The sequence below is a fragment of the Pseudomonas sp. LBUM1658 genome, assembly GCF_059716055.1.
In genome coordinates, this window is sequence record NZ_CP166798.1 from 2,955,580 (window position 1) to 2,976,556 (window position 20,977).

Genomic DNA, 20,977 nt, shown 5'->3' on the forward strand with positions numbered 1-20,977 from the left:
GACCGCATGAGGCGTTATCACATCACCGTCGGGGCTAAAACCACCGTCGACGGTACCGTGCGCACCGGCTGGCAGTGCAGCACGATCAATGGTCTGGCCATGGCCCGCGAAGGCGATGAGGTCTATTGCCCGGAATGCGACAGCACCGGAGAGATTGTCTGCGACGGCCCGCACCTGGTCGACCTGCTGGATGGACGCCACGCCGCCCTGGACGGTGACCTCTGCAGCTGCAAATGCGACCCGCCGCCCCGGCTGATTGCCAACCAGACCCTCAGGTGTCAGGAGATCGACGGTGGTGGCGCCGCGCCGCGTGCCCGAGCCGCCGCTCAACCCGCCGCTGCGGCTGCAACAAGTCCCTCGCCAACCGGGCCGCGATCCTCCGGTGTTGCGCCGGCGCCGAGCCAGCGCACACCGACCTTCAGCGAACTGCCGGGGCTGATCTGCGAGAACCTCTGGCGCGGGTACCAGCAACGAGCCGAAGCCATCGTGGCGCCGGGCGGCACGCTGATCGCCGACCCCAAGGCGCGTAATCGCGCGATCAATGCCGCCTACGCTGGGTTGTGGCTTGAGGATCAGCGCTTCCAATGGGCAGGCCTCGCAGCCTTTGCCTCGAAACAGGTCGGTTGCGGCCTGCTGCACGCCGCCGATTCGATCGATAAGATTCAGGCTGAATATGAGGCGGGAGAGCGCCTGAAGAATAGCGCCCGGAAAGGGTTCTTTGGCTTGCTCAACCGCAGTGAGCGAGACAGGCAGGCGAAACTGCGGGACTTCGAGCAAAAGCAACGCGACTACGAGCAAGCCCACCGCAACAACCCGGTGCCGAGCATCGACCTCAGGCGCGACGACAAATCGCTGTCGTCCGTGCAGCAGCTGTACCAGTACGTGTACGAGATGCTGGCCATGGGCAATACCACGCTGTTTCTGGATATATTTCCGCTGCATGTTTTTTACCAAGAACGTGGGTTGAGGGCGCTGGAAACCTGTCTGCCTTCACGTAGCAACATCTATGGATATGACCAGCAACCGGTGCTGTGGCCGGTCGAGCAGGAGACGCTAAAGTTCGGTCATGACTACAAGGAAATCCTGCAAGCCTTCGAGGCCATTGAGGTTGGTAATATCGCCGAAAGTGTTGAGCATCTAGCCTCGCACGAACAGCGGAATATCCTGCAGCCGACGATGTATAACCACCGGGGACTGGAATGGTTGCTGCGCGGTAACCATGTCTCCTACGTCATCGGCTTCCCGTCCGGCGCCTCTGAAGCCATCGAATTGACGCTGGCCAGCCAGTGCCGCCGCGTCGATGATGGACGCACTATTGGCTTTGGCAACAACCCCATGGCCGACCTGTCCGATATCCATCAGCGCATGGCCTTTGTGCTCAGGGCGGCGGCGCAATTTGACGAGCTGCTGCGAAACGGCAATCGCCACCGGATCGAACAGGCGATTCAGGATATCGCCGCAGGTCGGGGCGTACGATGAGTTGGCTCGCGCATCTCGGCTGGCGAGGTGGCGGGATCGGCCTGGCCGTTGTCGCACTCCTTTTGTTGGCGGCGGTGCGTCTTGGCGCCGGTGAGCCGGAAATCGCGCTGGTGATTGGCGAGCCTTGGGAGACCATGCGTCAGCGCTCCAGCGCTACCATTGACCCGGCCATTCCTGGGCACTTTTGGTTCAATATTCCCAAGTCCGATGCCCGCCTTCGCTTCACAGACCCTCAATACGGGTTCGTGACCCCATTGGCCCGTTTCTTCACGGTTAGTTTCAATAGCGGTGAGTTAATCGACGGTGTACGCATGTCCCCGCAAATCGAGCCGCTGTTACTCGACGATACGCTCAAGGTCGTGCTGGATTTGCAGGAGCAATGGCGCAATGGGGGCTGGACACCAACCCGGGCCGACTTTCCATCGTTCGCCGACACGCCGCAATGGCGTGCCCGATTGCGCGACGTGAACAAAGGCGGCAAAACTTATTGGCAAGCGGGCAACCAGTATCAAGTGATGCTGGTGGTTAATCGTTTCAAGGACGATAAGCGTCCCACAGAGGAGCGCTACCTCATCACGCTGGCACTTGCCCCGCCATGGGTAAAGCCATGACCCTGCGCTTTGACGACCCCATTGCCAAGCTGTCCGATATTCATCAACGCATGCCTTCATGGTCAAGGCCGCGGCGAGGGTTGATGAACTGCGGCAGCACCCTGATCGCCAGCGGATCGAACAGGCGATTCTGGATATCGCCTCAGGCCGGGGCGTGCGATGAACGGTCTCGCGCATCTCGGCGGGCAACGTGGCGGGATCGGGCTGGCCGTTGTCGCACTGCTGGTGTTGACGGCGATACGCCTTTGCGCCAGTGGGCCGAAAATCGCACTGGTAATCGGCGAGCCCTGGGAAGCCATGCGCTAGCGCTCCAGTGCAGCCATCGATCCAGCCATTCCTGGGCATTTTTGGGGGCGATTGCCGAAGTCCGATGCCCGCCTTCGTGGCCTTCGTGCTCAGGGCCGTGGCGCAGTTGATCCGTACTCGGGTGAAGCAGTCTCAATCCGGCTGACGCGTTCGGTCTGTTGAAACGTGGGGGCCGGTTTTGGGACGGCTTCGCCGTCCAGCGGGAGCAAGCTCCCTCGCCACAAGTGCCTGGCGCAATCAGTTAATTCGTACAAGCCCCGCGCGAAGGCTTTCCGGAACCTGATCGATTTCCAGCAGGGTCAGGTCTTTCGGTGCTTTGCCAGCAAGTGGATTGCCGAGATTGGCCTTCGCTTCTTCCGGAAGTTTGTACATGGCACCGGTCATGGGATCGACGATCAACATGCCGATCAGCCCGCCGAACACGAGATTGCCCCAATACCAACCGCTCATGCTGGATTCCAGTTTCGCGGTGCTGTCGGCGTAACCGTCCTTCTTGAAGGTGATGGTGTAGTCCTCGCCCTTGAAGTAACCGCGACCCGACGGCAGGGTCACGCTATTGGGGGTGGAACCACTGTGGACCACGATGCCGTCTTTGTTCTTGATGCTGAAGCTGGCGCCGCTGGGTGTGCTGGAGACATTTACCGGGTACTTACTGTCACCGACGATGCTGGCGCAACCCGAAGTCAGGAGCGTGGAGAGAAGGGCAGTAACGGTGAACATTTTGCGAAGGGCTTTCATTGTTTTCCTTGAGTCAAATGCTGTGCCGTCATTGGCCGAGACCGCTTCATGCGGTCGCGTTGTTATTTTTTGTCAGGCTTGGATTTGACGGCGTGCACTTTATCACTAATGGCGCTGGGCCATCATCAAAAAATTACAGCTCCAGGAGACAGTGTTCACCGTGGGAGCGAGCTTGCTCGCGATGGTCGTTAACGATTACGCGTGCTTCCTGACGAAACGCGTCGGCTTCAAGTTCATCGCGAGCAGGCTCGCTCCCACAGGGGAGGGCTTACAGCCGATCCATCACAGGTGGATTCGGCGGGCGCAGGAGCCTGCGATCTTTTCAGTGTCATTTCAACGCCGGGTCTGCGGGATTCATTTGCTTCCAGCCTTGCAGCAACATCTGGGCCTTGGGTTCCTGGCCGTTCTCCAGGTAGTACTGGATCAGTGACAGGCGCGCATTGCGGTTGGCCGGTTGCAGCTTGAGCATTTTTTCCAGCTGTGCGCAGGCTTCGTCGATCTGTCCGCTGTCGTGCAAGGCCACCGCCAGTACGTAGCCGAATTGGGCGTTCTGCGGTTCCAGGCGGGCGGCGTTGCGCAAGGCGGGCATGGCTTGAGCAGCTTTGCCCGCGCGGATCAGGGCCAGCCCTTGGGTGTGTTGCAGCAGCGCCGCATCAGGGTGTTCGCCCAGGGCTTTGGCCAGCAGGTCCTGAGCTTCCTTGTTGCGGCCATTGGCTTCGAGCCATTGCACCAGGGTCACCAGCGCCGGGAAGAAGTCCGGGTCGCGCAGCAGCGCCGCGCGCAACTGCGCTTCGACCATGGCACTGCGGCCACTGGCTTGATAGAGCATCGCCAGATTGAGGTTGGCTTCGGCCCGTTCGAGCAGACTCAACTGCACCGCTTCGTATTCCGCGATGGCCGCATCCCAGCTGGCCTGAGCACTGCCCAAACCGCTATTGGCGGCGCTCAACAGATCGCGGGCGGCGGCGATGCGCACGGCGCGGACCGGGTCATTGAGCAGCGGTGCCAGCAGCGGCGCGCGTTCTGCCGCAGGCAGGAAAGCGCTGATTGCGCGGATGGCACTGTCGCGTACCTGGGGTGCAGGGTTGCTCAAATCCTTGCTGGCCAGTTTCAACGCCTGTTCGCTGGGGTAGAGCGGCAGTTCGGCGAGCAAGGTCGCGCGCTGGATAGCTGGCAGGTTGTTACGCTGCAATTGCTCGTACAAGGCTTGCGCCGCCCCCGCCTGCCCCCCGCGAATCAACCACAGGCTTTCGTCGTAGCGGGGCGCTTGGGCGATCGGGTTGCTGTTCCAGAGTTTGAATTGCTCGGTAACTTTGTCGCCGGCCTTGCCTTGATGGCAGGTCAGGCAGGCGTCCGGGGTGCCGAGTTTCTTCGCCCGCTCGGGGTTGGGGATGCTGAAGCTGTGGTCATGCCTGAAGTCATTGCCCATGTAGAACTTGCCCGGCATATGGCAATCCACGCACTGGGAACCCGGTTGGCCGGCCTGATGCCGATGGTGCTCGGGGGAGTCATAATTTTTCGCTTGCAGGCCTTTGCCGTCGACTCCCTCGACCGGGGTTTTGCCGGCAGTATTGTGACATTGCAGGCAAACGCCGTTGGCGGGGGCTTTCAGTTCGGTGCTGTGGGGGTTGTGGCAGTTGCTGCAGCGCACCCCCTTGTCGAACATTTTGCTTTGCGCGAAGGAGCCGTGTTCAAACACTTCATCCTTGATCTTGCCGTCCAGCGCGTACAGTTCGCGGGTCAGCACGCTGGGCAGATAGTCATCCATCAAGCGTTTGCCGACGGTGTAACCGTCGTCCAATGGCGCGCGACGGGCATGACAGCGGGCACAGGTTTCGATCTCGGTGGTGGCGTCCCTGGCTTTGAGGTCGACGGCAAAACCGGCATGAATCAGGTCACCTTTTTTCGCCGCCCATTCGAGATGGTTCGATGCCGGGCCGTGGCAGGCCTGGCAGCCGACGCCGAGGCTGTTCCATTGGCTGGCGAAAGTGTTGCTGGCGGCGTCAAAGTTGCGCTGGAAACCGGTGGTATGGCACTCGATGCACATGAAGTTGGCGTTCTGGCTGGGTTTGCTCCAGTGCAGCGGGTTCTTGAAATTCACGCCTTGGCCGGGATACAGGTGAAACCAGCGATGTTTCTCGGTATCCCAGGCCACGCCCAAGGCTTGCAAGCGTCCCTCGCCGACTTCGATCAGGTATTGCTGCAACGGCGCGATGCCGAAGGTGTAGGCGACTTTGAAGTCGGCATTCTTGCCGTCGGCGCCGGCGGTGTTGACCCAGAAGCTGTCATCTTTACGGAAGAAACGGCTGGTCTCATTCTCGTTCTTGAAGGTCACGCCATTGAAATCGGCCAGCACGGTGTTCCCATTGGCTGTCTGCATTGCCAGCTGATGGTGGGAGCCTTGCCAGTCTTTTGCCTGAGCACTGTGGCAACCCTGGCATTGCTGCTCATCGACCATGCTTGCCGGTGGCGCAGGTGCGGCTATTGGCTTTACTGGCTGTACTGCCGGCGCGCTGACAGGTGCATGGGCCAGTGGCATCGGTTTGCTGTTATGCACAAACCACCACAGCCCGGCTGCGACCAGTAGCAACACGGCGGCGAGGGTGGGGAACAGATAACGGGTAATCAGGGAAGGACGCGAATCAGGTCGGGGTGTTGCAGCTTTGTTTTTATACGTCGGCATTACGACTTCCATAGTCCGGATGCGTTGACCTGTAAGGTGCGCGTTTAAACTCTTCGCAGCTTTGCTCCATGGGGGGTTGCCTGTCAAATGACCTTGGTGAAATTGCCTACAGCCATGGATGAGTATTCGGCTTTTGTAATAACAATTTCCTCAGTTTTGGCTATACCTAACTTCGGTACCCACTACCGTTGTCGGCCATCTGACAGGAGTTACAGAATGAAGCTTGCGCTAATGATGAGCACGCTGTGCATTGCCTCTATCGGGGTAGTGGGCTGTTCCAGCAAAGTGCCCCAGCCTGACGAGTATTCGGGGTTTATCAAGGATTACAGTCAGCTCAGAGAGGAAAAGTCCCCTTCAGGCGTTGAGGTGATGCGCTGGATCGATCCGAAACTCAACCTCAACCAATACACCAGCGTCTACGTCGAGCCGACTCAGTTCTATCCCAAGCCGCAACCGACGGTGAAAATCCCGCAAAGCACTTTGTCCGGAATTACCAGCTATTACGATCAGGCGCTCAAACGTGAGATCAGTAAATCATTGCCCCTGGCCAGCGGTCCTGGCCCGGGTGTGATGGTGGTGCGTGCGGCGATCACCGCCGTCAGCAGCAAGACCGAAGGCCTGAAGCCCTATGAAGTGATCCCGATTGCTCTGGTGGCCGCCGCGGTCAGCACGGCGACCGGCATTCGTGACCAGGAAACCAATCTGGGCACCGAAGCGGTGTTCCTCGATGGCGGCAACAACAAGGTCGTAGCGCAGGTAGTGCGCAAAGGCACCGGCAAACCGCTGGCAAGCGAATCACAGGTGATGAAGGCCGACGATGTGAAAAATGTCATCGATGGCTGGGCATCGGATATGCATCAGTCTTATTTGAAGCTAAAGTCGAAGTAGGGCCGTTAGTCAGTTGTTGAATTGGAGGCCCCATCGCGAGCAGGCTCGCTCCCACAGAGTTTTGTGTCAGCCTCAACCCCGAGGCTGACCAAGTTCAACTGTGGGAGCGAGCTTGCTCGCGATGGCGATTTATCGGTCAACAAAAAACTGACTGATTCAACCTTAATCCCCGACAAACCACCGGTAATACGGATTCCCCCCATCCCCGCGCATCACTTCGCGAATGTCCCGGCCCCAGGCCGCCCGATCGCCATCGTAGGCGTGCAGGCTGGCGCGGTAGAACTGCATCAGGCGTTGCTGGTGGATGTTCATGCGCTCGATGAAGGTCGTGTCGGCATTGAGCAATCCCGGCGGTTGATACAGGTCGAGCAGAGCCGGTAGCACCCGGCTGATTTCCCTGGAGCGGACCCAGGGTGCGTATTCGATGTGCGGTTGGTCGTCGGTCACTGGTGGGGCATTCCCGGCGAAGCGTTCCAACCCGCCGCGGTCGGTGACCCAGGTTGCGAGCAAGGCGGCGGCCGAGCCGATACCGACATCTTGCAAGGTGCTGCGCACGGTTTCTTGCTGGAAGCGCGCGCTGATGCGGGCGGCGTCCAGTTCGATCGATTCGAGGGAACCCACCAGCAGCATTTCATGGAACTCGCTGGTCCACAGCGTGGCGTAGGGGAAGACATCGAGGAAGCTGCGCACCAGTGAACGCGAGTCGTCGATGTTTTGCGTGGGCAACGGCAGCCATTGGGCGACCAGGCCGTGTTTCTCCAGACGTTTGGCCGCCAGCTGGTAAAAGTCCCGCGAATACAGATTGACCACCCCGGCGGCAGACGGCGGCGGTGGTTCGAGGGTGATCAGGTCGTAGCGCTGTTCGCTGCGCAGCAGTTCCTGACGACCGTCGCGCAGACGCACATCGACTCCGGGATCGGCGGCGGCGTTGAAGTTGCCTTTGAACAACGGCGCGGCCTGGATCACGGCCGGCAGCAATTCGGCGACCACTCGGTGTTCCAGCGAGGGATAACGCAGCAGGGCGCCGGCGGTGATACCGGTGCCGAAGCCAATGACCAGGGTCGAACGTGGCTCGCCATTGTGAATCAGCAACGGCAGCAATGCCTGAATGCGCATGTAGCGCAACGACGGCATGGCATCGCCGGTGTTGGAAACGCCCTGGATATACAGGCGCTGGAAAGCCCGTTGGCCCTGTCCCTGGGTCACCACCGCTACCGTGCCGCCGCGACCTTCTTCATAAAAGGCCAGCTGTGCGTTGCGTGCACCCGGCAACAGGCTCGCCAGTTTATCGATCGGTGTCAGCAGCGCCACGGCTACTGCCAGCAAACCGACGAAGACTACGCCCTGGCGGGTGCCTTTCTTCACCGATTGGCCACGGCTGACCGCCACATAGCCGACCACTGCTGCGACAATCGCCAGCAGTCCCAGGGTGCGAACCAACCCCAGCCATGGGATCAGTACAAAACCGCAAAGCATGACTCCAATAATCCCGCCCAGGGTGTTGAACGCCACCACCGCCCCGACATCCTGGCCAACCCGTTCGCGGCCGACGCTCAAGCGCAATGCCAGCGGAAACGCGGCCCCGAGCAGCAAGGTCGGGATGAACACGATGCTCAGTGCGGCTACCGCGAAACGTGCGCTCATGCCCACCAGTTCACTCGCGCCCAAGGCCAGCAGCAGAGCCTCGGCCTGAGTTTGCAGGAGGATCAGCCAGCGTCCGAGCAGCGCGATTTCCAGCAAGGCCAGCAGCCCGGTCGCCGCGATCAGCAGGCCGAACAGCCCCCACGGATCTCGAATCCGGTCTGCGCGACGGGCCATCAGCGTGCTGCCAAGAAACAACCCGGTCAGGTAGGTCGCCAGCACCACGGCAAAGGCATAGGTACGGGTGCTCATGAATTGCACGATGGACTGCGACCAGACCACTTCATAGCCCAGGGCCACGCCGCCGGCAATCGAGTACAGCCACAGGGCCAGTCGGGACGCAGGGGGGCTGGGTACAACCTTCGCCGACACTGCAGTTTGCACCAGACGGTGACGCTGGAACCATAACGCTGCGCCTGCGGCCAGCAGGTTCAACACGGCAGCGGCAAAGGCGCTGCCACGCACGCCGAAGGTCGCAATCAAGACGAACACCGTCAGCAAGGTCCCGACGATTGCTCCGGCGGTGTTGGCCGCATACAGCTGCCCGCCAGCCTGGCCCAGTTGCCTCGGGTCGGCGGCCAGAGAGCGAACCAGCACCGGCAGGGTACCGCCCATCAGCAATGCCGGAAAGCTGACCAGGGCGAAGGGCAACACCCAGGCCAGCAATCCGAGATGTTGCTCCATCCAGGCAAACGGACTGGCGGCCATGCTCAAGCCGACGGTTGCACCGACGCCCAGCAGTGCGACCAGAACCTCTAGCGCGGCGTACAGCAAAATGGGTTGGCTCAGCCGATCCGCCCAACGCCCGAATAGCAGCCCGCCCAATGCCAGACCGGCAAAGAACGCGCTGATTCCAGTGGTGATGGCATAGACCTCGACCCCGACCACCAGTGACAGCTGCTTGATCCACAACACCTGATACACCAGCGCCGCGGCACCGGAGATGAACAGCAGCAAGGCGGGGATCAGAGTCGCCGGGGTGGTTTGGGTGGTAGTGGCAGATGTGCGGGTCTGCCGGGTGGCGATGGGTGAGGACATTGTTGATGGCCTTGGGTCAGGTCTGGAAAATGCACGAATCCTTGTCGCAGCTGGCGAAGCCTGCGTTCGAGGGCGAAGCCCTCGTAAATCCGTTGACAGCGTTACACCTGCAGAAACGCATGTTGCCAATTTGCGGCTGCTGCGCAGCCGAACGCAGGCTTCGCCAGCTGTTACGGGGCTGGGGGCAACGCGTTCACGAAGCCCCCAAGATCAAAAGATCGCAGCCTGCGGCAGCTCCTACGGGGCAGGTGCAGCTTTCATTTTTTCGGCGATTTTCGAATCTACCGAAGCGCGGATCTGATCGATGCTGAAGCTGGCCGGTTTCTGGGTCGGCGGATAATCGACGAAGGTCTCGAGGAATTTCGCTGCCTTCATGGTCGCTATGCCGGTGAGGTAGACGTTCTTGGCTGTCCAGTCGTAGTACTGATCGGAAACCACGTCGGCGCGTTCATACGGGTCCATGCGCAGGTTGAAGATTTTCGGTACCCGCAGCGGTGTGAACGGGTTGCTCCAGACCTCGAAACCACCCGGTGCACGCTGCTCGGCGAACACCGCTTTCCAGTTGTCGAAACGCATGGAAACCAGCATGCCGTCGTCGTTGAAGTAGTAGAACTCGCGACGTTCGCTTTTCGGCGCCTGGCCGGTCAGGAAGGGCAGTTGATTGTAGCCGTCCAGATGCACCTTGAAGTTGCTGCCGCCCGCAGTCGGTGCCCAGCCTTTCAGGAGTTTGTCCTTGACCGCGGTGTCACCGGCAGCGGCCAGCAGCGTCGGGAACCAGTCCAGACCGGAGAACATGTCGTTGGTGACTTCACCCGCCTTGATCTTGCCCGGCCAGCGGACCATCGCCGGTACCCGGTAGGCGCCTTCCCAGTTGGAGTTCTTCTCGTTACGGAACGGCGTGGTCGCCGCATCCGGCCAGGAGAACTGGTTCGGGCCGTTATCGGTGGTGTAGATGACGATGGTGTTGTCAGCGATTTTCAGGTCGTCCAGGGTCTGCAGGAGCTTGCCGACATCACTGTCATGCTCGAGCATACCGTCGGCGTATTCATTGCCGGGCATGCCGCTTTGCCCCAGCATCGATTCGCGCACATGGGTGAACGCGTGCATACGGGTCGTGTTCATCCAGACGAAGAACGGTTTGTCCGCTTCAGCCTGTTTCTTGATGAAGGCCTGGGCCGCCGCGGTGGTTTCGTCGTCGATGGTTTCCATGCGTTTTTTGTTCAACGCACCGGTGTCTTCGATCTTGCCATCGGCGAAACTGTGGATCACCCCGCGAGGGGAGTTGGCCTTGACGAAGTCCGGGTCGTCCTTGGGCCAGTACGGGCGTTCCGGTTCCTCTTAAGCTCCTTTTGCCTGCTTGAGTCGCGAGAGAGCGACCAACGTTAATTGCAGTCCTGCGTTACGTTGCGGGTTATTGCACTTGCACTTGCGCTTGCGGGGCGGGCTCGAAGGGGTAAATCCGGCGCCAGTCAGACGCCATATCGACGATAGTCCAGCCACGGGTTTTTGCCTCATCCAGGGCCTTGTCCAACCGACCGATATTCGACTGGCGGTCGTAGGCCCACTCGCGTTTGGCGTCGGTGTGATGCACCAGCCCCATAAATCGTTTTCCTGGCCCGGCAGCGGTCCACTGCAGCATTTGCAGATCGCCGTCGGAGTTGCCGAAAGCCAGCAGCGGGCGCCGGCCGATGATCGCGTCGATGCTTTCCGGTTTGCCGGGGCCGTCATCGTTGTGGGCCAGTGTGGCGGTGCGCAGGATCGACGGTTCACCGTCCTTGATCTGGAAGCGGGTGACGAAGCGGGTGCCGATCACCTGCTCTGGCGGCACTCCATAGGCCTGTTCGGCAAAGGCACGCATGAAGGTGGTATCGCCACCGCTGACGATGTAGGTCTTGAAGTCCTGGCTGCGCAGGAAGTCGAGCATCTCCAGCATCGGCTGGTAGATCATCTCGGTATAAGGCCTGCCGGTTCTCGGGTGACGAGCCTGACTCAGCCAGGTTTTCGCATTGTCCATGAAGGCTTCGGTGGTGATCCCGGTGTGGGTCGCGCCGACGATCTTCAGCAAGCCGTCCATGCCACTGGCCGCCAGGGTTTTTTGATCGTTTTCCAGCACCGCCTTGAACGGTTGCTCGGTCTTCCACTCAGGATGCTGCGGGGCCAGGCGTTTGACTTCTTCTAGGGCGAATAACACCTGGAAGTACAGCGGTTGCTCGGTCCACAGGGTGCCGTCGTTATCGAATACGGCGATGCGCTCTGCCGGTTTCACGTAGTCCTTGGTGCCCGGCGTGGTCACAGCCTGGACGAACTCGACGATGCTGTTTTTCGCCGGGCCGTCGTTCCATGAGGGCAGGGGTTCGGTGGCCTGCACCAGCAACGGTAGTTGCAGGACCAGGGCCAGCAACAGCGTGAGCCCGTGGCGTTGGCGAATCGATTTCAGGTTCGTCATGGGAAGTCCTTCTCGTGACCGGGATTGAGTGGTTGCAAAGCGGTTTGTCGGTGGTGCTGATCCGGGCGTGGTGTCTGACGATGCAGCGTAGTCAATGAATCTTTGAGTTGCTTTAGCGCCTGGGTCTCGTCGGGGTCACGGCAGTAGCAGCCGCGTAACAGGTTCTGCAGACGCGGGTCGAGGCCGGCCAGCTTCAGCCCGAGACGGCTGCGCCTGGCCCACCGGTACAGCGCGCTCAATTGCCCGGGTTTTTCATCGAGTTGGGCCGGGATTTGCCGCCAGGCATAGTCCGCGGATTCAAGCCAGGCGGCATCGCGCCGGCGCCGCCGTTCTTGCCAGGCTGCGTAGGCTTGTTGCCACCAGGGACGGCCGAAGTACAGCAGCGCGCCGATTGCCAGTAACAGAGCCAGCAGCCCCAACCAATGCTGGGCCAGATGGATGCGGCCTTGCCGGCCGAGGCTCTGCAAGTCTTCGCTGATGGAGAACACCGGGCGGTAGCTGCTGCTGGCTGCGTCGAAGCTCACTTCGGGCACTTGGGCATTGCGTGTCTGGTGGCTGCTCGAATCCCACCATTTCAGTTGCACCGCAGGCAGCTCATGGCGGCCTGGGGTCTGGATCTGATAGGTGACGCTGTCGATGCGCTGACCGCCCGTGAGATTGCCGCGGCCATCGTCCAGGTTGCTGATTTGTGGGGTTTTCGGGTAGCGGCGCAGGCCCTTGATCTCGTCGAGCGCCGGAGCCGGCAGCGACATCGCCAGTGCGGCGTCGGCTTGAAGGGGCAGCCGGCGCGTAACGCTGTCACCGACCTTGAGCGGGGTCGCGGAGTTACTGATGGTTTGGCGCAAGCGCAACCCTTGCGCCACCAGTACCGGATCCCCTGGGGTGAAGCCGGGCGGTTGTCGGGCGGTGAACTGCAGCACCTGACTTTGGGCGCTTAGCTCGTGGCTGGCCTGGCCCGGTGTGGCGCGTATCGACAGAGCCGGAATCTCGAAAGTTTGCGCCTGGTTCGGGGAGATCAGGTAGGTGTAGCGCATGCCGTAAAAGGTCTTGCCATCCAGCGTCTGGGTCAGGTGCTGGGCTTCGCCGCTGGGCGGCAGGACCAGGGCGCCGGGCAGTTTCAGGTCGGGGAGTTGGATTGCGCTGGTGAACCAGGTGTCGGTCAGTACATCGACTTGCAGCTGCAGGGTGGCGCCGACCACGATCGAATCGGCGGGTTGCAGGTAGGTCTGGACTCTGAGTTCTGGTTCGGCTGCAAAAAGGTGGGTGCTGATGAGGCAGCAGAGGGTCAGCAGGGTCCATGGGCGGATCGGTTCGAGATGTTTATTGACTGGCGGGCCGTCATCGCGAGCAAGCCCGCTCCCACAGGGGGCCGTGTTGGAGCCGATGAAGAGGTTCATGGCTTGGCCTCGCGCTGATCCTGCAGGCTGAATTTCTGGCGCAGGAATCTGGCGGGCGAGGTCGTGAGGTTTTGCAGCCAGAGCTCATCCGAGGCGGCTTGCTGGGTTTCTATCGGCTTGCTTTGGCCTTTACCTGCCGTTTTGTCGAACTTCACTTCGTCGGGTTTGATTTCGGGAGCATTCTGTTCGGCGCTTTCGGTGTCTTTCTGCAAGGCGATGGCCAGGGCCAGATTGGCGCTGGCTTCGGGGAACTGCGGTTGCAACTTTAGCGCCTGGGTGTAGGCGGCGATGGCCTGGTCGAACTTGAAGCGGCGGGTGTAGATATTGCCCAGATAGAAGTAGGCTTGGGGCGTTTGCAGCCGGGCAAAGCTGGCCAGCGCCAGGTCGTAGTCGGCGGCGTTGTAGGCGGCGATGCCTTTCCAGTATGGGTCGACAAAAAGGGCGGCCGCGGCGGGGTAGTGATGATGCTCGAAGGCCCAGTGGCCCTGTTGATCGGCAGTAAAGAAGGCATCGGTCAAGGCATTGGCCTGCGAAGGCGTCGGTTGCAGGGCCAGGCCCGGAATCATCACTAACGCCGCCATCCAGTTCAGATTCCAGCCTTTGCGCACACTGAAGAAGGCAATCAATAGTAGCGGCCAGCACAGCCAGTAACCGGCATCCTTCCAGTGCAGCTCGCGCTGTTCGTCGCTGGCGGTGTGAAAGTGCCGCTGGGCATGCAGCTCGATCCAGTCCAGGTCGTCGTCATTGAGCGTCAGGCTGCCCAGCGGTGCATCGGTGGCGGAAGCGAGTTGCTTGAGCGCGACCTGATCGAAGCTGCCGAGTTGCGGCCGACCATTGCTGTCGGTACGCGGCTGGCCGTTGGCGTCGTGAATGATCCCGCCATCCTCGCTGCCCACCGCGAGAATCAGCACTTGCAGCGCGCTGGCGCTCAGTTGCCTGTCCAGCCCCGCCAGTTGTGTGGTGTCCGCGCCGTCGGTGATCAAGACCAGGGTGCCGGGGGATTTCTCGGCAGTCAGCAGGCGCTTGGCTTGCTCGATCACCGCCTCGACGTTTTTCCCCGGTTTGCTGATCAGGTCAGTACCGATAGCCTGAATGAAGGAGTCGAGCAATACCGGATCGTCAGTCGGTGGCAATACCAGGTGGGCACTCCCGGCATAGGCGATCAAACCGGTGCGCGCGCCACTGCGGCGCTGGATCAGGTCGTGCAGTTTGTGCTTGGCCGCTTCAAGACGAGTAGGTTGCAGGTCACTGGCGTCCATCGACGGCGACAGGTCGACAGCGATGATCAGCGGCGCGCGATTTTCCAGGAAGTCCGGGCGGTCCTGTTCCCAGGTGGGGCCGGCGGCGGCAACGCTACCTATGATCAGGATGGCGCAAACAAGATGCACCGGGCGCAGGCGCTGCTGGTCCTGGGGAGTGATCAGCAGATGCGGCAACAGGTGCGGGGCGATATTGCTGCGCAGACGTCGTTGCAGTTCATGGCTGCGCCGCCACAGCAGCGGCAGCAGGACGCCGAACAGCGCCAGCAGCAGCCAGAGTGGGCGCAAGAAGTGCAAGTCGCTGAGATTGATTTCTATCTCAGGCCTCCTGCCGCTGGCTGGCGGAGGTCAGCCATGAACGACGCAGCAGGGCGATCAGGTGATACAGCGCCAGCAGGCCAAGGGCCGCGCCCAGTGGCAGCCAGAACAGCTCACGCTTGGGCTGGTGACTGAGGGTTTTCACTTGATGCGGGGTGATCCGGTCGAGGGTGGTATAGACCTGATCCAGCGCGTTGCGGTCTTCAGCACGGAAGAAGCGCCCGCCGGCGGCCTGAGCTATCTGCTGCAGCCCTTGCAGGTTGACCTTGGCTTCGCCGGAGGCGTCAGGGTCGCCGATGCCGATGGTATGAATCACTACGCCCTTGGCCGCCGCCATGGACGCAGCGTGGTCCGGAGTGATTGCACTGCTGGTGTCATTGCCGTCGGTGAGCAGGATCAGCACTTTTTCCTGTTCGTGGGCCTGATCCAGCAGCTTGAGGCTCAGACCGATGGCATCGCCAATGGCGGTGTTGGGGCCGGCCATGCCGATCCCGGTGTCGTCCAGCAGGATCGACAGGCTGCTGTGGTCCAGGGTCAGTGGCGCTTGCGGGTATGCAGCACTGCCGAAGACGATCAGGCCCAGGCGATCGTCCTTGCGGCGCTCGATAAAGCCATGAACCACGTCTTTTACCGCTTTGAGGCGGTTGATTTTTTGCCGGTTGGCGTCAGTGAAATCGGTGGTTTCCATGGACTGGGAAATATCGATGGCGAGCATCAGGTCACGTACCGGCTGCTGACGTTCAATGGGTTTTTCTACCCACACCGGACGGGACACGGCCACTACCACCAACACCCAGACCAGCAGGTTGAGCAGCAATTGCCAGCGGTTGGTGCGCGTGCCGGCCTGGCTCGGCGCCTGGCCGATGGCGCGGCTCATGGCGTTGAAAAACGGCACACGCACGGCGCTGCGGGCTTCGCGGTAGTCGGGCAGGTAGCGGTAGCCCAACCATGGCAGCGGCAGCAGCACTAACAGCCAGGGATAATCAAGCTGCCACATGGTGATGCTCCACCCAGAGCTTGCAGATATCGAACAGCTGCTGACGCTGGGCGGTCGGAAGCGCCAGCAAGGTTGCATCCGGGGCATAGGCCAACTGCGCCAGTTGCCGGCTGAAATCGGCGGGCAAGGCGCGGGGGCTGTGTTGCACCAGAAATGCCTGCCAGGCCTCCCCACTCAAAGGCGCCACTTGTGGGAGCGGGCTTGCTCGCGATGAGGGAGTGTCATTCGACACAGAGGCTGACCGACCCGACGCCATCACGAGCAAGCTCGCTCCCACAGGGAGCATCGACAAGGCCACTCGTTTGAGCAATTCCGGCAGTTCGCGCAGGGCGGCCAGTTGATCATCGCTGTTTTGCAGTTCCTCGAATCGCGCCAGTGCTTCGCGGCGGTAGCGATCTCGCCGCCATTGCCAATATCGGCGTGCACTGAACAGCAGCGCCGCACTGACCAGCAACCCCAACAGCAGCCACCAGCCCCAGGTCTGCGGCATATAACTGACGGGTGCTGGCAAGCCCAACTCCTTGAGCTGTTCGATACCCGGAACCTGCGTCGTCACCGGCGTCTACCGCTGAGCTTGCCCAGCTCTGTGCGCAGCTGTTGCCGGGCATCCTCGGCGGTGCTGAACATCATCAAGGGCACCTGGCTGCGCCGCAGCAAGGTCGCCACGTCCTTGAGCCGTCCGCTGAGAAAATCTCCCAGGGGTTGATGCACCTGACGGCGCTCCACCGCCAACTCCACTTGCAACTGGCCCTGAGTGATCAGCACTCGACCATTTTTCGGCAGATTCAGGGCCAGCGGGTCGTAGACCTGCATGGCGATCACATCGTTGTGCGCGGCTAGCTGACGCATCAGTTGCAAGGTGCGCGGGCCGGCGCCGGCGAAGTCACTGACGATGCAGATCAGATGATCGTGCCCGGCCAGCGCCAGGCAATGCTGCAGCACCTTGTCGAGCTGGTCTTCGCCTTCGCTGTCGGGGTTGCTGGCGTTCAATTCCTGGTTCTGCCGGGCAATCCGGCTGCACAGCGCTTCGACCCGCTTGCGGCTGCGCAGCGGGGCAACGCTGTCGATGCGCTGGTCGTTGAATACCAGCCCGCCGACCCGGTCGCCGGCATTGAAGACCATCCACGCCGCCAGCGCCCCGAGTTCGGCGGCGATGGCGGACTTGAAGCTGCGACTGGAGCCGAAGAACATCGACATGCGCTGATCCACCAGAATCAGCGCCGGACGGTCGCGCTCTTCGGTGAAGGTGCGCACCACCGGTTTGCCGGTGCGCAATGAGGCGCGCCAGTCCAGGTGACGCAGGTCGTCGCCAGGTTGGTAGCGGCGCAGCTCATCGAAATTCAGCCCGCGCCCGCGTAACCGCGAGGCATGGTTGCCGGCGAGGATGCTGCCTTGGGGCTGGCGGGCAAGAAAGCTCAGGTCACGGGCCTTGAACTCCACTGCGCCAGAGAAACGTAGACCAGATCGTCGGCATCCTGAGCCTTCATGGTCAACCACCTCAGGCCGGTATCGCGACTTTGTCGAGCAAACGGTCGAGCACCTGGTCGGCAGTCACCCCATCGGCCACCGCGTCGTAGCTCAGTTGCAGGCGATGACGCAGCACCGGATGCACCACCGCGCGAACGTTGTCCGGCGAGACGAAGTCCTGCCCCTGCAACCAGGCATCGGCCCGCGCGCAACGGTCCAGGCCGATACCGCCGCGCGGGCTGGCGCCGAGGGCGATCCAGCGCGCGAGGTCGGCGTCGTAATCGGCGGGGTGCCGGGTGGCATTGACCAGGTCGATCAGGTAGCGGTCAAGCGCCGGTGACACATGGATCGCGCTGACTTCCTTGCGGGCAGCGGAAACCACCTCTTGAGCGAGGGCGAAGCCTTTCACCGCGGTGGATTGGCCAGCGAGGCTCTGTTCTTCGTCGCGCAGCAGGCGCAGCACCTGGCTTTCGTTCTCCGCGCTGGGGTAATCCAGCAAGACTTTCATCAGAAAGCGGTCCATTTGCGCTTCCGGCAGCGGGTAGGTGCCTTCCTGCTCGATGGGGTTTTGCGTGGCGACCACGATAAACAACTCGGGCAACGCATGGCTGTTGCCGGCGACGGTGATCTGCCGTTCTTCCATGGCTTCCAGTAACGCCGCCTGTACCTTGGCCGGGGCGCGGTTGATTTCGTCGGCGAGGATCAGGTTGCCGAACAAGGGGCCGGGCTGGAAGCGGATCTGGTTTTGCCCGTCGACCTGATGCAGCACCTCGGCGCCTGTGATGTCCGAAGGCAGCAGGTCCGGAGTGAACTGGATCCGGCTCATCTTCGCGTCCAGGTGTTTGGCCAGGGCCTTGACCGTGCGGGTCTTGGCCAGCCCCGGCAGGCTTTCGAGCAGCAGGTGACCGTTGGCCAGCAGGCCGAGGATGATCTGCCGGATTACCTGGTCCTGACCGAGCACCGCTTCGGTGATACTGGCTTGCAGGGCGTTGAGGTCGTTGAGCGCCGTGGTCATCGCTGGTCTCTCCTTGATAAATGCCCGTGTCAGCTTGATGCTGACGCCGTTGCCCTCCGGGCGGTTTTCCCCGTATTTCGAGCATCATCAGGTCGCCGCTCAGGGCACCGGGTTTGTCGTGAAACTCAACCTGTTATTGGGCGTAGGACGCCAGTGGGCCTGGATGCGTTACCAGGGACTGGGCTTGGGTCTGAGCACCAACACCACAACTGGCGAACAGTACAAACAGGCTGAAACCGGCGGCGCGCAATAAACTATTCATAGAGATTTCCTTATTTTCCGAAGGTGACATTAAGTCCCGCAAACAGCGTGAATTGCGGCTGACCATCGCCTTTGCGTTCCACTGTCCATTGCGGTTCGATAAAGGCGTTGAGGATATTGTCGCGGTCCTTCCAGACCTTGCCGGCACCAAAACCCAAGGGGATGTAGTGACTGTCGTTTTTCAGGTCGAAGGTCCAGATGGCCGTGGAGCGCAGGTACCAGCCCCTGTCCAGGTTGTGAATGATGAACGGCTGCAGGGTCGCCGTTTCAACATGCGGGCGGTCGCTGTCGCCGGCAAACGAACTCTGGTACTGCACCAGCGCACCGAGCAGGCCGCGGGGGGAGGCGTCGATGGCGATGGCCGCCAGGCCGGCCTGCCATTTGCCAGTACCGAGCTCGTCCTGATCGGCAATCGGCAGGGTGACCTGCGGACCGATGCCCAACTGCACGCCATCGGTCTTGAGCAGGAAAATATCGAACAGATTCAGATCACCTTCGCCGGTGCTGTAACCCCCATGGGGATCGGGGCGGGTGCTGATCGGCGCAGTGGCGCGCAGCAGCTGCGGGACCCCGATGTAGTCGTTGGGCGCAATCGGCAGGGTGCCGCGCACCAGCAGGTCGTTGGTATGGATATTGGTGTCGTAGTACCTCGGGGTGTAGTAGTCCTGCAGGTTCATCCCGGGCGCGAGGTTCAGTGGGTTGTTGCTTTTGTTGGCGGTCTCGACGTTGTCAGCCATGGCACAAAACGCAGGCGACAAGGTTGCGGCCAATAGCATGGCGGGCGCGTAGAGTTTTATCGACATGATTCCCCGGTTCCTTCCTGGCTCAGTGGACGACTCGGCACTGGGTGGCCGATGGGTAAGGCTGTTCGCTGGGGCAAGCCTGTAGGACGCTTCAGATTAAGCTAGCAGGGAACGGCGGGTTAGCCAGTGGGAAGGGGTGAGTCGTTGGTTTCTGTGCGCGGCGTCGCGGGATTTGGGTTCCCCTCGTAGCAGCTGCCGAAGGCTGCGTCCGGCCGCGAAGCGGTCGTAAAACCGGAGAACACATTCTTCCTCAGAATATGCGGTTTACCCGGTTGCGATTGCTGTGCAATCGAATGCAGGCTTCGCCGGCTGCTACGGTTCGCATCACGTCTTAACAGATTGGCATTGGGACAAGCCCGCTCCCTCGGGTTATGTGTCGATCACGCCATCCGGGCTTGGCGATGACCTGACGCGGGAACAGGCTTGTCCGCGAAGGTAGGGGGATTTGATCAAGGTCTCCTGCGTGCCGATGTATTCACATTTGATGATTGAGCTCCCCGCGTTGAGGTGCTTTGCGGGATAAGCGGATTGTCCGCTGAACGTCTTGCCAGGAACTGATCGCGGGCCAATTCTGTACCTCGAATTTTTTGACTGATTTGCTCCAAAGTCATATTTGAATCATAAAACTGATAATAGGTATTTTGATCTCTATAGTGATTTAGGGTAGCTGTGAAAGGTGTTGTGTCATTTGGGTTCGCTTGTGTCGAACTAGGGATTCCATCATCAAAAATATATTTTTCCTTGGCTTGTATAAAAGCGTCATGGTTTTCTTTGAACCGTCCTACTTCATCATGATTGTCTAATTTAATGGTTGGTTTTCGATTTTCATTAATGATGTCGAGGTTTTCAGTTACTTTTTTTAGTTTTTGAGAGGTACTTCTGCCATTGGCACTGCGTGTCAGTTTTCCAAGTGCTTGACGATTCATGTCTTTAAATAATTCAAATAGAAAATTTCTTCTATTTTTATATAGGAGAATGGTGGCTGGACTATGTCCCGTGGGGTCGCGGCCATTAACCGGATCTCCCAAACAATACGCATACGGATTCAACCCGCCATCCCCAAACGGACTCCAACTGTCCGGGCTGTTAAATCGCATCAACACCGGATTAAACGCCCGATAGCCACTGCCCAATAAATAATGCCCGGTCACCGGATCCCGCCGTTCGCCGTTGAACCCCAGCAGACTCAGCAAGCCGCTGTTGAGGGGGCGATGGCCGTAGGGTGAATAGGCGATGGGTTGGGGTGGACTTGCGTTGAACGCATGCAGCACCGAACGCTGCTGGTCGGTGACCAGTAATGTGGTCTCCACCATATCCCCGCCGCTCTGTTGTTGCGCCAGGAGCTGGTCGTCGTGCTGAAAGATCGAGTGTTTTACCTGACCCTGAATTTCGGTAGCCAGGCGGCTTTTGCAGTAAAAGCGCTGAAGCTCGACGGTCGACAAGGGTGTAGTCGAGGCGAGCCGGTCCAGCGGGTCGTAGCGGTAGCGGCAGAGTACGATTTCGCGCTTGGAAAGCATGAGGTGAGCTCCTGTGGGTCCTTTGGGGCAGGATGTTCAGGTTCGTCGTTGGTGCCGAGGCTGTCTACTAGCAGAACTGCTAGGTAGGGGCGGTCAGGGGGCGCTGGATTAGC

General features: G+C 60.6%; 16 protein-coding genes and 2 pseudogenes. 5 read left to right on the forward strand and 13 right to left on the reverse strand.

Annotated elements, in window-relative coordinates; all coding sequences use genetic code 11:
* Positions 1 to 6: 6 nt before the first annotated feature.
* The 3 genes from ACA064_RS13605 to ACA064_RS13615 all read left to right on the forward strand — a co-directional run bounded on the left by ACA064_RS13605 (position 7) and on the right by ACA064_RS13615 (position 2,396).
* Complete coding sequence (locus tag ACA064_RS13605) at positions 7 to 1,479, forward strand: PAAR domain-containing protein (protein ID WP_497673806.1); 1,473 nt, start codon at positions 7 to 9, stop codon at positions 1,477 to 1,479.
* Positions 1,476 to 2,090 carry a hypothetical protein gene (locus tag ACA064_RS13610; protein ID WP_497673807.1) on the forward strand — a complete coding sequence of 205 codons (615 nt, stop codon included), beginning with the start codon at positions 1,476 to 1,478 and terminating at the stop codon, positions 2,088 to 2,090. Before ACA064_RS13605 ends, ACA064_RS13610 begins: the two co-directional genes overlap by 4 nt.
* Positions 2,091 to 2,249: 159 nt before the next feature.
* The gene (locus tag ACA064_RS13615) at positions 2,250 to 2,396 is read left to right on the forward strand and encodes a hypothetical protein (protein WP_497673808.1); all 147 of its coding nucleotides are present in this window, start codon (positions 2,250 to 2,252) and stop codon (positions 2,394 to 2,396) included.
* A 237-nt stretch (positions 2,397 to 2,633) separates the two neighbouring features.
* Here ACA064_RS13615 and ACA064_RS13620 read toward each other — a convergent pair whose 3' ends face one another.
* Both ACA064_RS13620 and ACA064_RS13625 read right to left on the reverse strand, forming a co-directional pair.
* The gene (locus ACA064_RS13620) at positions 2,634 to 3,134 is read right to left on the reverse strand and encodes a hypothetical protein (protein WP_497673809.1); all 501 of its coding nucleotides are present in this window, start codon (positions 3,132 to 3,134) and stop codon (positions 2,634 to 2,636) included.
* Positions 3,135 to 3,462: 328 nt separating this feature from the next.
* Complete coding sequence (locus ACA064_RS13625; RefSeq protein ID WP_497673810.1) at positions 3,463 to 5,817, reverse strand: tetratricopeptide repeat protein; 2,355 nt, start codon at positions 5,815 to 5,817, stop codon at positions 3,463 to 3,465.
* 216 nt (positions 5,818 to 6,033) lie between these two features.
* On the opposite strand from ACA064_RS13625, the gene ACA064_RS13630 reads away from it, so the two are divergent.
* Positions 6,034 to 6,705: a DUF3313 domain-containing protein gene (locus tag ACA064_RS13630; protein ID WP_497673811.1), complete on the forward strand. Its 672-nt coding sequence runs from the start codon at positions 6,034 to 6,036 to the stop codon at positions 6,703 to 6,705.
* Positions 6,706 to 6,867: 162 nt separating this feature from the next.
* On the opposite strand, the gene ACA064_RS13635 is transcribed toward ACA064_RS13630, so the two are convergent.
* The 9 genes and pseudogenes from ACA064_RS13635 to ACA064_RS13675 form a co-directional block, all read right to left on the reverse strand.
* Positions 6,868 to 9,384: a fused MFS/spermidine synthase gene (locus ACA064_RS13635; protein ID WP_497673812.1), complete on the reverse strand. Its 2,517-nt coding sequence runs from the start codon at positions 9,382 to 9,384 to the stop codon at positions 6,868 to 6,870.
* Between the two features lie 237 nt (positions 9,385 to 9,621).
* Positions 9,622 to 10,722 (reverse strand): annotated as a pseudogene (locus ACA064_RS13640) (sulfatase-like hydrolase/transferase); the annotation flags it as partial.
* Between the two features lie 73 nt (positions 10,723 to 10,795).
* The gene (locus ACA064_RS13645) at positions 10,796 to 11,830 is read right to left on the reverse strand and encodes an HAD family hydrolase (RefSeq protein ID WP_497673813.1); all 1,035 of its coding nucleotides are present in this window, start codon (positions 11,828 to 11,830) and stop codon (positions 10,796 to 10,798) included.
* Positions 11,827 to 13,227: a BatD family protein gene (locus tag ACA064_RS13650; protein WP_497673814.1), complete on the reverse strand. Its 1,401-nt coding sequence runs from the start codon at positions 13,225 to 13,227 to the stop codon at positions 11,827 to 11,829. Before ACA064_RS13650 ends, ACA064_RS13645 begins: the two co-directional genes overlap by 4 nt.
* Positions 13,224 to 14,804: a VWA domain-containing protein gene (locus tag ACA064_RS13655; RefSeq protein ID WP_497674240.1), complete on the reverse strand. Its 1,581-nt coding sequence runs from the start codon at positions 14,802 to 14,804 to the stop codon at positions 13,224 to 13,226. Before ACA064_RS13655 ends, ACA064_RS13650 begins: the two co-directional genes overlap by 4 nt.
* 1 nt (position 14,805) lies before the next feature.
* Entirely contained in the window at positions 14,806 to 15,801 is a 996-nt protein-coding gene (locus ACA064_RS13660; RefSeq protein ID WP_497673815.1) for a vWA domain-containing protein, read from the reverse strand.
* Positions 15,788 to 16,357 (reverse strand): DUF4381 domain-containing protein, encoded by a 570-nt coding sequence (locus ACA064_RS13665; RefSeq protein ID WP_497673816.1) that lies wholly within the window; start codon positions 16,355 to 16,357, stop codon positions 15,788 to 15,790. The genes ACA064_RS13660 and ACA064_RS13665 overlap by 14 nt, the downstream gene beginning before the upstream one ends.
* A pseudogene (locus ACA064_RS13670) lies at positions 16,354 to 17,288 on the reverse strand (DUF58 domain-containing protein). Before ACA064_RS13670 ends, ACA064_RS13665 begins: the two are co-directional and overlap by 4 nt.
* Positions 17,289 to 17,299: 11 nt before the next feature.
* Complete coding sequence (locus tag ACA064_RS13675) at positions 17,300 to 18,283, reverse strand: AAA family ATPase (protein WP_497673817.1); 984 nt, start codon at positions 18,281 to 18,283, stop codon at positions 17,300 to 17,302.
* Between the two features lie 13 nt (positions 18,284 to 18,296).
* Here ACA064_RS13675 and ACA064_RS13680 point away from each other — a divergent pair, with 13 nt between their 5' ends.
* A complete protein-coding gene (locus tag ACA064_RS13680) occupies positions 18,297 to 18,536 on the forward strand; it encodes a hypothetical protein (protein WP_497673818.1) in 240 nt (79 codons plus the stop codon).
* 19 nt (positions 18,537 to 18,555) lie between these two features.
* Here ACA064_RS13680 and ACA064_RS13685 read toward each other — a convergent pair whose 3' ends face one another.
* Entirely contained in the window at positions 18,556 to 19,347 is a 792-nt protein-coding gene (locus ACA064_RS13685) for a hypothetical protein (RefSeq protein ID WP_497673819.1), read from the reverse strand.
* Positions 19,348 to 19,796: 449 nt separating this feature from the next.
* Positions 19,797 to 20,864 carry an RHS repeat-associated core domain-containing protein gene (locus tag ACA064_RS13690; protein ID WP_497673820.1) on the reverse strand — a complete coding sequence of 356 codons (1,068 nt, stop codon included), beginning with the start codon at positions 20,862 to 20,864 and terminating at the stop codon, positions 19,797 to 19,799.
* Positions 20,865 to 20,977: the final 113 nt, after the last annotated feature.

Coding starts and splice junctions, on each gene's coding strand:
- ACA064_RS13605 (WP_497673806.1), top strand. CDS start 7: ATGAGGCGTTATCACATCACCGTCGGGGCTAAAACCACCGTCGACGGT.
- ACA064_RS13650 (WP_497673814.1), bottom strand. CDS start 13,227: ATGAACCTCTTCATCGGCTCCAACACGGCCCCCTGTGGGAGCGGGCTT.
- ACA064_RS13635 (WP_497673812.1), bottom strand. CDS start 9,384: ATGTCCTCACCCATCGCCACCCGGCAGACCCGCACATCTGCCACTACC.
- ACA064_RS13615 (WP_497673808.1), top strand. CDS start 2,250: ATGAACGGTCTCGCGCATCTCGGCGGGCAACGTGGCGGGATCGGGCTG.
- ACA064_RS13625 (WP_497673810.1), bottom strand. CDS start 5,817: ATGCCGACGTATAAAAACAAAGCTGCAACACCCCGACCTGATTCGCGT.
- ACA064_RS13645 (WP_497673813.1), bottom strand. CDS start 11,830: ATGACGAACCTGAAATCGATTCGCCAACGCCACGGGCTCACGCTGTTG.
- ACA064_RS13610 (WP_497673807.1), top strand. CDS start 1,476: ATGAGTTGGCTCGCGCATCTCGGCTGGCGAGGTGGCGGGATCGGCCTG.
- ACA064_RS13675 (WP_497673817.1), bottom strand. CDS start 18,283: ATGACCACGGCGCTCAACGACCTCAACGCCCTGCAAGCCAGTATCACC.
- ACA064_RS13690 (WP_497673820.1), bottom strand. CDS start 20,864: ATGCTTTCCAAGCGCGAAATCGTACTCTGCCGCTACCGCTACGACCCG.
- ACA064_RS13660 (WP_497673815.1), bottom strand. CDS start 15,801: ATGTGGCAGCTTGATTATCCCTGGCTGTTAGTGCTGCTGCCGCTGCCA.
- ACA064_RS13620 (WP_497673809.1), bottom strand. CDS start 3,134: ATGAAAGCCCTTCGCAAAATGTTCACCGTTACTGCCCTTCTCTCCACG.
- ACA064_RS13685 (WP_497673819.1), bottom strand. CDS start 19,347: ATGTCGATAAAACTCTACGCGCCCGCCATGCTATTGGCCGCAACCTTG.
- ACA064_RS13630 (WP_497673811.1), top strand. CDS start 6,034: ATGAAGCTTGCGCTAATGATGAGCACGCTGTGCATTGCCTCTATCGGG.